This is a genomic window from Lentzea alba (assembly GCF_047445655.1).
Taxonomy (GTDB): Bacteria; Actinomycetota; Actinomycetes; order Mycobacteriales; family Pseudonocardiaceae; genus Lentzea; species Lentzea alba_A.
The window spans coordinates 66,879-79,583 of record NZ_JAJAEG010000033.1; the positions used below are offsets into that span (position 1 = coordinate 66,879).

Sequence of the window (12,705 nt, forward strand, 5' to 3'; positions counted from 1 at the left end):
CGAGAAACGTTGGTGTGTGGGCAAGTTCGCCGATTGGTAACACCGCGGCAGAGGCCGCACGGCTGGTTCTTTCACTTGTCCGTCAAGGGGAACCGCGGCCGTCCCCGGTCTCTTTCCCGAATATTTCGCACCCCCTCGGCGGCTGGTGGGGCGGTTGTAGCGTCCGGCCACGACCTCGGCGAAGGCACCACGGCGGATACGGAGGGCACTGATGGTCGAGAGTGAGGGCTCCCACGAGTACCTGGTGGTGCTCAACGACGAGGAGCAGTACTCGATCTGGCGCAGTGACAAGGCTTTGCCCGCCGGGTGGCACGTGGAGGGAACGCGCGGCAGCAAGGACGCCTGCCGTGACCACGTCGACCGGGTCTGGACCGACGTGCGTCCGCTCAGCGTGCGCAAGCAGCTGGACCAACGGGACGGTTTCGTTCCCGTGCACCGGATCGTCGCCGACCGCGCCCGCGAGGTCCCGGACCGCACCGCGGTGACCGACCAGTGGACGAGCATCACCTACGGCCGGCTGATCGACCGTGCCGAGGAGCTGGCCGCCGTCCTGGTCCGGCGGGGCGTGCGCAGAGGTGACGCGGTGGCGGTGCACCTGCAGCGCGGCGTGGCGCTCGTGGTGACGTTGCTGGCCGTGTCACGGGCCGGCGGCACCGCGCTGATGCTGGATCTCGCGGGCCCGGAGCAGTGGCTCAAGGGGTTCGTCGACAGGGCGCGGCCGGTCGCCTGGATCACGCACGAGGACAGCGCGGAGCCGAAGTTCGACGGGACCGTGTGCCGGCTGGACGTCGACGGACGGTTCGTCGGCGACGCCGGTGCGGACGTGGTCGACTTCCCGGAGGTCGGGCCGGAGGACGCCGCGTGCCTGGTCCAGACGTCCGGCTCGACCGGGGAACCCAAGCTGGCGCTGGTGCCGCACCGCACCTGGGCGTTCGCGTGCGAGTCGCAGCAGAGCGTGCACGGGATCGACGCCGACGAGCGCGGAGCCTGGTTGTTCCCCTCGCACACCTGCGTCTCCGTCAGCACGGTGATCTGGCCGTTCCTCGCGGCGGGCGCGCATCTGTCGGTGCCGTCCCAGGAGACCATCACGGCGCCCGCCGAGCTCGCGGCCTGGATCCGCGAGGAACGGATCACGCAGTTCTTCGCGGTCGCCCCGCTCGCCGAGGCGCTGGCGCGGCTCGACTGGCCGCCCTCCGCACTGCGGCTGATGCTCACCGGCAGCGACCGGGTGCGCGAGTGGGGCAGGCAGGACCTGCCCTTCGAGATCGCCAACTGGTACGGCGCGGTCGAGGTCAACATCGTCACCTCGTCGATGCTGCCGTGGGATCAGCGCATCACGTCGGCCACGGCCAGTGCGGCGGACCGGGCGGGAACGCCGCCCATCGGACGCGTGTGGCCGGACGCGACCTGGCGGGTGGTCGACGCGGACGACCGGCCGGTCGCCCCCGGCGAGGTGGGCGAACTGGTCGTCGGCGGCCGCCAGCTGGCCATCGGGTACCTGTCGCCGGGCGCGACCGCGGAGAAGTTCCTGCCCGACCCGCACGCGGTGGTACCGGGTTCGCGCGTCTACCGCACCGGAGACCTGGTCCGCGTCCGCCCGGACGGGGCCATCGAGCACTGCGGACGCGCCGACGAGCAGGTGAAGATCAACGGCATGCGGGTCGAGATGGCCGAGGTGGAGCAGGCACTGCTGCACTGCCCCGGCATCCGCGAGGCCGCGGCCAAGGCGGTCGAGACCTCGTCGGGACGGGCCCAGCTGGTCGGGTACGTGGTGACGGACGTGCCCGTCGCCGACACCGAGCTGCGGCGGACGCTGTCCGACGCGCTCCCGCCGTACATGGTGCCGGTGGCGTTCGTGCGGATGGAACGGTTGCCGCGCAACCGGAGCGACAAGATCGACCGCCAGGCGCTGCCGCACCCGGACTCCGTGACCGCGAGCGGCGGGGACCACCTCGTCGCGCTGGCGGCCGCGACCCTGTCCGAGGTGCTGGACCGCGACTCGTGCGCGCCAGACGACAACTTCTTCCTGCTCGGCGGTGACTCGTTGCTGGCGGCCGTGGCGGCGCGCCAGCTGACCCGCAAGGCCGGACGGCCGGTGTCGGTGGAAGACGTGGTGCTGAACCCCACGGCCCGGGAGCTCGGTGTGCTGCTGCGGACGTCGGCGACGAAGGCGCACCAGAGCTGATGCGCACGATCTCCGTCGTACCGGGGGACGGCATCGGCCCCGAGGTGATCGAGCCCGCGCTGGAGCTTCTCGCGTTCCTCGGGCTCGACGTGAAGCTCGACGTCCTCGACCACGTGAACGCGGAAACCTATGTCAGCACTGGGCGTGCGCTGACCGAGGCGGACCTGGACCGGGTCCGGGGCAGCGCGGCGACACTGCTCGGCGCGGTCGGCGACCCGAGGCTGGGCGACACCCCGTACGTGCGCGAGGTGCTCACCACGCTGCGCGTCGAACTGGACCTGTACGCCAACTACCGGCCGATCCGGCTGTGGCACGACAAGCTGAGTCCGTTGCGGGACAAGACAAAGCGCGGCATCGACTGCGTGATCGTGCGGGAGAACACCGAAGGGCTCTACAGCGGTGCGGGCGGCAACCTGTCCGCGGGGTCGTCGCAGGAGGTCGCGTTCGACCTCGACGTCAGCAGCTACCGGGGCGTGTCGCGCATCCTGGACTTCGCCTTCTCCGTCGCGCGCACCTCCGTGTGCGTCGTGGACAAGGCGAACGCCGTCCGCCACGGCGGGACGCTGTGGCAGCGCTGCTGGCGGGAGGCGGTTGAACGGCATCCGCACATCGACACGACCCACCTCTACGTGGACACCGCGGCGATGAGGCTGGTGACCGACCCGACGGCCTTCGACGTCATCGTCACGAACAACTCCAACGGCGACATCCTCAGCGATCTCACGGCCGGGCTCGCCGGCGGCCTGGGCGTCGCGGCGTCGGCGAACCTCAACGCCGCCACCGGGCAGGGCCTGTTCGAACCGGTGCACGGCAGTGCGCCCGACATCGCGGGAACCGGCGTCGCCAACCCGTTCGCCGCGGTCCTCTCGGTCGCGCTGCTGGTCGAGCACCTCGGCCACGCCCGTGAGGCAGAGGCCGTGCGCGCGGCCGTGGCGGCCGCGATCGAGCACGACCGGGTGACCCCCGACCTCGGCGGGTCGCTGAGCACCAGGCAAGCGGGCGCAGCGGTGCTGGCGGAGCTGCGGTGAGGGACATGAACGACTCCGGAATTGTGATCATCGGCGGTGGCCCGGTGGGTCTCGTCGCCGCGATGTACCTGGCTCCCCGGTTCGGTTCCGTGACGGTGCTGGAGAAGAGGCCGGACCCGCGGTCGCGGCTCGGCGCGGTGGGACGCTCGATCACGGTCATGCTGTCGACCCGCGGCTGGCGCGCGCTGGCGGAGGTGGGACTCGAAGGCCCGGTGCGGTCGATCTGCGTGCCCATCCACGGCCGCTGCGCCCACCTCACCGACGGCAGCTCGCACGTCACCCCGTACAGCCGGGACCGGCGGCCGATCTGGTCGGTCGAGCGCGCACGCCTGCACCGGCTGCTGCTCGACGCCGCCGAGGCGACGCCCGGCGTCCGCCTGTGCTTCGACCAGCAGGTGCGCGAGGTGGACCTGGACGAGCCGGCGGTGGTCGTCGACGGTCCGGCCGGCAGGCAAACGCTGACGTGCCGTCTCGTGCTCGGCTGTGACGGCGCGCATTCCACCGCCCGCGCGGCGCTGGTCGCGCGCGGCGCACGAGAAGAGGTGCGCACGCTCGAAATGGCGTACCAGGAGATCGACGTGCCGGGCGGCTGGCTGGATCCGTTCACAATGCACTACTGGCCGACCGGTGATGGGTTCTTCGGCGCCTTTCCGCTGCCGTCCGGGCACTTCGCCGGCTCGCTGTTCCTGCGTCTCGACGGACCGCCGCCCTCCTACGCCGCCGGCGGCGGGGACCTGTTCGGCATGTTCACCACCCACTTCCCGGAACCCGCCGCCGCGATCGGGGATCTCGCCGGCCAGCTCGCGACGAAGTCCGTCTCGACGATCACGATCGCGAGCTGCGATCGGTGGGTCTGGCAGGACAAGCTCGCGCTGCTCGGCGACGCCTGCCACGCGATGGCGCCGTTCATGGGCCACGGCATGAACTGCGGCTTCGAGGACGTCCGCACCCTCGCCGAATGCCTCGACGGCACCGATGACACGGAATCGGCACTCGCGGTTTACGAGAAGTCGCGTGTCGAGGAGGCGAAAGCGATCTCCGCCCTTTCGCAGCAGCACTACCACACCATGTCCACACCGCCGCAGGACAAAGCGGCCGCGCTCGCCAAGGAAGCCTTGCGCGAACGGCTTTTCGAACTCTTCCCGGACCGTTTCGTGCCGCTGTACGAGCAATGCGCGTTCACCGAGGAGAGCTACGCGACCCTGCTGAACAACGACCTGGTGCTCGAAAGCCTGGTCGAGGAGCTGCTCGGCATTCACGGCCCGGAACTCGTCTCGGCACCGGCGAGCACCTTGCGCGCCTGCGTGCCCGGCGCCGCCGATTCGATCACAAAGGAATCCTGATGTTCATCATCGTCTTCCGGTCCCGCCTCTCCGGGGACGCGGACGAGGACTATCTCGCCGCCGACAAGGCCATGTGGGAACGGGTCCGCGCCATCACCTCCGACGACCCGCAGGACTTCCTGGAGTACGCCAGCGACGACGGTGAACGGCTCGCGATCATCCGCTGGCAGAACGCGGAGACCCTGGAGAAGTGGCGGCGCGACGAGGCGCACCTCGCGGCGAAGCAGAAGGGCCGCGAGAAATGGTATTCGTTCTACGAGATAACCGTCGCCGAGGTGGTCCGCACCAGCACGGGTGGAACGACGGTCGACACCTCGCCGTTGCAGCTCGGCTGACAGCGCCGGCCACCGGGTTTCCGCTGCGTCCGGCAGGTTCTTGCGTGCATCTTTCACGCCGCCCTGGGACGCGAAACACCCGACATAGTATCGAGTTCGTTCGCTTTTCCTCGGGGGAGTCCGCATGAGTTCTATCGCTGTGTCCTCGGCGCAAGAGGCGATGTGGCTGGAACAGAATCTCGCGCCCGAGGTGCCCAACAACACCACGACCATCTGGGTCGTCCGGGGTGAGTTGGATCTGCGCGTTCTCGACGACGCGTTCCGGCTGACGCTCGGCGAGTCGGATCCTCTTCTGGTCAATTTCCGCCGTGAAGGCGAAGAACTGCGTCTGTTCCGCAGGGACCTGGGCGAATGGGAGCCTTTCCACGTCGACGTGAGCGACGTGGCCGACCCCGCGCTCGCGGCGCGTGAGTTCCTCGCCGAGGAGGTCCGCCGTCCGTTCGACCTCGGTGCCGACCTGTTGTTCCGGATCGGGTCCGTGCGGCTGGGCGACGGGCACCACCTCGTCTGCCTGATCCTGCACCACGTGGTGACGGACGGGTTCGGCGTCTTCGCCCTGCTCTCCCAACGCATCGCGGAGGTCTACCGGGCCCTGCGCACCGGCTCACCGGTGCCGGAACGGCCGAGGACCCCGCCGGGGATCGACGCCGAGCGGGAGGCGGAGTACCGGTCGTCAGGGGAGTTCGCGGAGGCGGAGGACTTCTGGCGGGACTACGTCACGGGCGACGGCAGGGCGGCCCGGCTGCCGACCGGCGTGCGGGCCGCAACCACGTCCAGGGTGGCCGACGGCGCGGACGACGCCGGGTTCTGGGACTGCCTGACCGCACCGCTGGGTGCGGCGAGCTACACGGCCAGGGTTGCGGCGAGCGAGGTCGCCCGGTGGCAGGAGGCCGCCGGCTCGACCGGCGTGGCGGTCCCCGACCTGCTCACCGCGGCCACGGCGGCGTTCCTGCAGCGCTGGTGCGACCTCCCGAAGCCGTTGCTGTCCTTCAGCGTCAACTACCGCAGCGGCAAGATCCGGCAGGCCCTGGGCCTGTACTCCAACGCCCTGCCGATGGCGGTGGACGTGCCGCCCTCCGCCGACCTCGTCGCACTGGCGGGGCTGGTGCGCGCGGAGCGGATGCGGGTCCTGCAGCACGCCGAGCACAACGTCTCACTGATCAAGCGCGCGATCGGTCACGCGGGTGACGTCCGCAGCCCGTTCGGTCCCCTCATCAGCGTCGTCTCCTTCCTGCGGGAGCTCGACCTCGCGGGCGCCACCGGGCGTTTCGTCGGCGGCACGCTCGGCCAGACCGACGACATCAGGATCGCCGCGTTCGGCGACGGCGGCGCGGACAGCGACCTGTACTTCCGCTTCGACGCGCCCGCGACCATGTACAGCCGCGAGGACCTCGGCGGGCTCGCCGAACGGTTCGTGACCTTCGTCCGCGGCGCCCTGGCCGATCCTCGTGCGCAGGTCCGGCACGTCAGTGCCGTCGAGGAGGAGGAACGCGCCGCGCTCCTCGCGCGCGGCACCGGCCCGGTCGCCGACGCGGACGGCCTGACGGTGCCCGCCCTGATCGACCGGCAGGCCGCCAACACTCCGGAGGCGGTCGCCGTCGTCCACGACGACACCGTCCTCACCTACGGCGAACTCTCGGCGAGGGCAGACCGCCTCGCCCGCAGGCTCGTCGCACTCGGCGCGGGGCCGGAGCGCTTCGTCGCGGTGTCGCTGCCCCGCTCGACCGCACTGGTGGTCGCGGTGACCGCGGTCCTCAAGGCCGGTGCCGCCGTCCTGCCGATCGACCCGAACTGCCCGGCGAACCGCGTCGAGGCGATGCTGACCGAGGCACGACCCGCGTTGCTGCTCACCGTCGTCGGCACCGACGCGGTGGGCATCACCCCGCTCGACGGCGCGCAGCCGCGGTGGGAGGCGAGCGTCATCGAGCGCGCGACCGGATCGGAGGACGCCGGCGCGCCACTGCCGGAGCACTGGTCCGGCGAGGACGCCGCGTACCTGCGCCAGGGCGTCGTGATCACCCACGCCGGGCTCGTGAACGGGCTGCTGTCGATGCAGGAGCGGTTCCGGCTGGACGAGACCGACCGGGTGCTGCACAAGGCGCCGTCCTCGCTCTCCGCCTCCGTGTGGGAGATCTTCTGGCCCTTGATCGCCGGTGCCGCGGTCGTCATGACGACGGAGGACGTCCACCGGGACGCGATCGCGTTCGCCGCGGCGGTGCGGCGGACCGGGGCGACCACCGCCCACCTCGTTCCGTCCGTGCTCGCCGAGCTCGTGCGGGACGAGGCCGCCGCCACCGACTGCAAGGGCCTCAGCCGCCTCCTGTGCGGTGGTGAGGTGCTGCCGGCGGGCTTGGCGGCACGGTTCCGCGAGATCTCCGGCGTGCCGGTGCACAGCCTCTACGGCGTCACCGAGACGACGTCGGCTGTCATGTCCTGGGAGTACCTGGCGGGGCCGCCCGCCGCACCGATCGGCCGTCCTGCTCGCAACACCGAGGTTCTCGTGCTGGACAGCAGACTCCAGCCGACCCCGCTTGGGGTGGCGGGCGAGCTCTACGTCGTGGGCGCGGGCGTGGCCAGGGGCTACCTGGACCGCCCGACCGCGGACCACTTCGTCGCATGCCCCTTCGGCCCCGCGGGGTCGCGCATGGTCCGCACGGGCGACCTGGCCCGGTGGAACTCCAGCGGGGATCTCGAGTACGTCGGCCGTGCCGATCAGCGGGTGCTGGTTCGCGGCTTCTCGGCCGATCCCCACCAGGTCGAGTCCCTCCTCACGGGCCACGAGGGAGTCGCCCAGGCCGCCGTCGTCGCCCGCCCCACAGGCCCCGACGGGGCCACCCAGCTGATCGCCCACGTCGTCCCCGCGACGGCGGGCCGGCTGGGCGCCGCGGGCGAGGACGTGGACTTCAGCGCCGGGCTGGACGTGGTCGAGCTGCGCCGCTTCGCCGCCGCCGCGCTGCCGGAACACCTCGTGCCCGCGCACTTCATGGTGCTCGACACCCTGCCGCTGACGGCGGACGGCAAGCGTGACCGCGCGGCGCTGCCCGAACCCCAGATCACCCGGCGGACCCACCGGGCTGCGCGGACCGCGCAGGAACGGGACCTGGCCGAGGTCTTCGCCGAGGTGCTGGGAGCGGGCCGCATCGGCGTGGACGACGACTTCTTCGCCCTGGGCGGGGACAGCATCTCGGCGATGCGGGTGGTGGCGCTGGCCCGGGCCAAGGGGCTCGTGGTCACCGCGCGCACCGTCTTCGAATGCCGCACCGTCGCGACGCTGGCAGCCGCGGCCACCCGGACCGACGACGTCGCGGTGGTCGCTCAGGCCGACGACGGCCAGTACGGGCCGATTCCGTTGCCGCCCATGGCAAGGCTCTTCGCCGAGCGCGGACCCGGCCTCGACCGGACCGCCCAGTGGCTGGTGCTGACCGTGCCTGCGGGCATGACCTCCGACCTGCTCCACGAGACGGTGCGGGCAGTGCTCGACCGGCACGACGTGCTGCGCTCCCGCCTCGCCGGGGACTCGCTGGTGATCGAGCCGCCGGGTGCGGTGGACGGGATCGTCCGGAGGGTGCCGTGCGACGGGGACTGGAACGGACCCTCGTGGCAGGCACTGCTGGAAACCGAAGCGGCGAAAGCACTCGCCGAGATCGACGCCTCGGCCGGGCGGATGCTCCGCCTCGTCTGGTTCGACCCGCCCGCCGGTCAGGGCCGGCTGCTCGTCGCGGCCAACCACCTCGTCGTGGACGGGGTCTCGTGGCGGGTGCTCCTCCCGGACCTCGCCGAGGCCGCGGAGCAGATCCGGGCCGGGAAGACCCCGGCTCTCGCTCCGGTGGGCACCTCGCTGCGGCGGTGGCTGGACGAGCTCGCCGCCGACGCCGCACGGCCCGAGCGCGTGGCCGAGCTGGACCTCTGGCGCGGGATCGTCGACCGGCCCGCCGATCCGGTGGGAACCCGGCCTCTCGACCCGAGGACCGACCTCGTCGCGACGGCGGAGACGCTGCGGGTCGAGGTGCCGGAGGACCTGAGCCAGGCCCTGCTCACGTCGGTACCCGCCGCATTCCGTTGCGGCGTGGACGATGTGCTGCTGACCGCTCTCGTTCTGGCACTGGCACAACGCCGCAAGAGCGCGGAAACGGTGGTGCGGCTGGAAGGCCACGGACGCCAGGAAGAGCTCGTCCCCGGCGCCGACCTCACCCGGACCGTCGGGTGGTTCACCACCGTTCACCCGGTTCGCTTCGACCTCTCCGGCGTCGACGTCGCCGACGTGGCGGCCGCGCTCAGGGTGGTCAAGCAGTCCCGGCGCGTTCTGCCCGACCAGGGCATCGGCTACACGCTCCTGCGGTACTGCAACTCCGAGACCGCGGCGGTCCTGCGCGACCACCCGGCCGACGAGGTGGGGTTCAACTACCTCGGCCGGTTCGAGAGCTCCCGCACCGACACGCCGTGGGCGCCGGCCCCGGAGTTCCCCGAGCTGCAGGCGTTGCTGGATCCGGAGATGCCGCTGTTGTCGGCACTGGAGCTCAACTCCCTCGTCGCCGGCGAGCAGTTGCAGGCGCTGTTCACGTTCGCCACCGGAGTGCTGTCCACCGAGGACGTTCGGCAGATCGCCGAGGCCTGGCAGACGGCTCTGCGCGGCCTTTGCGCCCAGGCCACCGCGGGTGCGAGTGGACTGACCCCGTCCGACGTGCCGTTGGTGGACGTTCGCCAGCAGGACCTCGACAGCTGGCAGAGCCGCTTCGGCCGCGTCGGCGACGTCTGGCCGCTGACGCCGCTGCAGCACGGGCTGCTCTTCCACAGCATGTTGGGAGACAGCGCTTCCGCGTCCTACCAGACCCAGTTCGTGTTCCGGATCAACGGGCCGGTGGACGCGACGCGGCTGCAAGCCGCCGCCCAGGCCCTGCTGGACCGGCACCCCAACCTGCGGGTGGCCTTCGTCGCGAAGTCCACCGGCGACCCGGTGCAGGTGGTCGTGGACGGCGTCGAGGTGCCCTTCCGGCATCTCGACCTCACCGGCCGCCAGGACGCCTCGGAACGTCTTGAGGAGGTGCTGGTGGGGGAGCGGGAGGCCCGGTTCGACCCGGATGCCGCGCCGCTGCTGCGGTTCACCCTGATCACCCTGTCCCCGACGCGGGCCGAGCTCGCGCTGACCGCGCACCACGTGCTGTTCGACGGCTGGTCGCTGCCGCTCATCGAGCAGGAGCTGATGCGGGTGTACGCCGGCGGGGCCGTCGAACCCGTCCAGAACGGCTACCGCGAGTTCCTGCGCTGGCAGTCGCGGCAGGACGCCGGTGTCGGCGTCTGGGCCGAGGAGCTGTCCGGCGTGACGCAGCCGACGCTGCTCGCCGCAGGAGTCACCTCCGCGAGTGCCGACGAGATTTCTACCGAGGTCGGTCAGGTCGACGTCCAGCTCACGCGTCAAGAAGCGGCATCGGTGGTGCGGCAGGCAACGGCGTGCGGCATCACACCCAACGTGCTGGTGCAGGGCGCGTGGGCGGTCGTGCTCGCGCAGCTGACCGGGAGCTCCGACGTGCTGTTCGGCAGCTCGGTCACCGTGCGCCCGCCCGAGCTCCCGGACGCGCACAACGTCGTCGGCATGTTCACCAACACCGTGCCAGTGCGGGTGCGGTGCGCGCCGGCCGACAGCCTCGAAGGCGTGTTCCGGTCGGTCCAGGACGCGCAGGCCAGGACGCTGGACCACTACCACGTCGGGCTCGGCGACATCCAGGTGGCGACCGGGCTCACCACGCTCTTCGACACCATGGTGATCTTCGAGTCGTTCCCCGTCGACAGGGCCGCCCTGTCGCGGGCGAGCGCGTCGGCCGAGCTGACCGTCACCGGGATCCGGCCGTTCGCGCCGACCCACTACCCGCTCTCCGTGCTCGCCGCGGCGGATCCGCTGCTGAGCCTGACCCTCCAGTACCAGCCGGACGCACTCGACGCGGAGACCGCTCAGGAGATCGCGGAACGTCTGACGAGGGTGCTGCGGCAGTTCGCGGCCGACGCGCGGTCCCTCGTCGCCGCGATCGACGTGCTCTCCGACGCCGAGCGGCAGCTGGTGGTCCACGACTGGAACGACACCGCTCTCGACGTGCCGTTCGTGTCCGTGCCGGAGCAGTTCGCACGGCAGGCGGCGGCAACTCCGGACGCGATCGCGATCGAGTCCGGCGAGCAGCGCCTCACCTTCGCCGAGCTGAACGAGCGGGCCAACCGCCTGGCGCACTGGCTGATCGCGGAGGGCGTCGGCCCCGAGAGCCGGGTGGTCGTCCTGCTGCCGCGCTCGGCCGACCTGGTGGCAGCGTTGTTGGCGGTGGGCAAGGCGGGCGGCTGCTACGTGCCCGTGGACCCGGACCACCCCGCCGCGCGGGTGCGGTCCGTGATCGACGACTGCGAGGCCTCCCTGGTGCTGGACCAGGTCCTGCTGGACCGGACCGACCTGGCACGCCAACCGGCGCACGACCCGGCCGTCACCATCGCGCCCGACCAGGCCGCCTACACCATCTACACCTCCGGCTCGACCGGCACACCCAAGGGCGTGGTCATCGGGCACAGCGCCCTGACCAACTTCCTCGCGAGCATGCAGCGAACCCTCCGGCTGTCGGCGGACGACCGCTTCGCCGCCGTCACCACCGTCGCGTTCGACATCGCGGCGCTCGAACTGTTCCTGCCGCTCACGACCGGGGCGCGCGTGGTGCTCGCCGACCGGGACCACGTCGCCAACCCGCAGGCGATGCTCGACCTCGTCGAACGGGCGGGCGTCACGGTCGTGCAGGCCACCCCGGCGCTGTGGCAGATGCTCGCGACGCACGACGTGCGGCGCCTCGCCGGGCTGCGGGTCCTGACCGGTGGGGAGGCGCTGCCCCGGCCGCTCGCCGAGAGCCTCTGCGCCAACGCCGCGCAGGTCGTCAACCTGTACGGGCCCACCGAGACGACCATCTGGTCCACCCTCGCGGACGTCATGACGAGCAGGCCGCCGTCGATCGGCACGCCCATCGCCAACACGCAGGTCCTGATCCTCGACCAGGCACTGCGTCCCGTCGGGCCGGGTGTCGGCGGCGACCTGTGGATCGCCGGCGACGGCCTGGCCCGCGGCTACCACCGGCAACCGGGACTGACCTCGACTCGGTTCGCGGCCAACCCGTTCGGCCGGCCGGGCTCGCGGATGTACCGCACCGGTGACCTCGCCCGGTGGTCGCGGACGGGGGAGATCGAGTTCCTCGGCCGGGCGGACTTCCAGATCAAGCTCAGGGGCTTCCGGATCGAGCCCGGTGACGTCGAGCACGCGCTCACCGAGCACCCGGCGGTCGGCGAGGCGGTCGTCGTGGTGCGGGAGGACCAGCCCGGCGACAAGCGGCTTGTCGCGTACGTCGTGGCGGAGGGAGATGAGCCGTCTGCGCGGGAGCTGCAGCTGTTCGTGCGGGAGCGGTTGCCCGACTACATGGTTCCGTCAGCGGTGGTCGCACTGCCCGCGATTCCGTTGACAGCCAACAAGAAGCTCGACCGCGCCCGGCTGCCGCGTCCCGAGGCGAGCAGCGCGAGGTACCGCGCGCCCGAGTCACCGCGGGAGGTCGCACTGTGCGGGCTCTTCGCGGAGATCCTCGGCGCGGAACGCGTCGGCGTCGACGACGACTTCTTCGCACTCGGCGGGCACTCGCTGCTGGCCACCCGGCTGGCCGCGCGCGTCCGGTCGGACCTGGGGGTCGAGATCCCGATCCGGACCATCTTCGCCGCCCCGACCGTCGCCGAGATCGCCCGGCGCTGGAACGACCTCTCGACCTCCGTCCGGAAGCCCCTGCGCAGGATGACCGAAAGGTAGCAGG

General features: G+C 71.6%; 5 protein-coding genes. All 5 read left to right on the plus strand.

Annotated features, from left to right (window positions below):
- Nucleotides 1–211 precede the first annotated feature (211 nt).
- The 5 genes from LFM09_RS40055 to LFM09_RS40075 all read left to right on the plus strand — a co-directional run bounded on the left by LFM09_RS40055 (nucleotide 212) and on the right by LFM09_RS40075 (nucleotide 12,701).
- The gene (locus LFM09_RS40055; protein ID WP_414101855.1) at nucleotides 212–2,185 is read left to right on the plus strand and encodes an AMP-binding protein; all 1,974 of its coding nucleotides are present in this window, start codon (nucleotides 212–214) and stop codon (nucleotides 2,183–2,185) included.
- A complete protein-coding gene (locus LFM09_RS40060) occupies nucleotides 2,185–3,213 on the plus strand; it encodes an isocitrate/isopropylmalate dehydrogenase family protein (RefSeq protein WP_414101856.1) in 1,029 nt (342 codons plus the stop codon). Before LFM09_RS40055 ends, LFM09_RS40060 begins: the two co-directional genes overlap by 1 nt.
- A gap of 5 nt (nucleotides 3,214–3,218) precedes the next feature.
- The gene (locus LFM09_RS40065) at nucleotides 3,219–4,556 is read left to right on the plus strand and encodes an FAD-dependent oxidoreductase (RefSeq protein WP_414101857.1); all 1,338 of its coding nucleotides are present in this window, start codon (nucleotides 3,219–3,221) and stop codon (nucleotides 4,554–4,556) included.
- Nucleotides 4,556–4,891: an antibiotic biosynthesis monooxygenase family protein gene (locus tag LFM09_RS40070; RefSeq protein ID WP_414101858.1), complete on the plus strand. Its 336-nt coding sequence runs from the start codon at nucleotides 4,556–4,558 to the stop codon at nucleotides 4,889–4,891. The genes LFM09_RS40065 and LFM09_RS40070 overlap by 1 nt, the downstream gene beginning before the upstream one ends.
- 124 nt (nucleotides 4,892–5,015) lie before the next feature.
- Complete coding sequence (locus LFM09_RS40075; protein ID WP_414101859.1) at nucleotides 5,016–12,701, plus strand: amino acid adenylation domain-containing protein; 7,686 nt, start codon at nucleotides 5,016–5,018, stop codon at nucleotides 12,699–12,701.
- The last annotated feature ends 4 nt before the right edge of the window (nucleotides 12,702–12,705 follow it).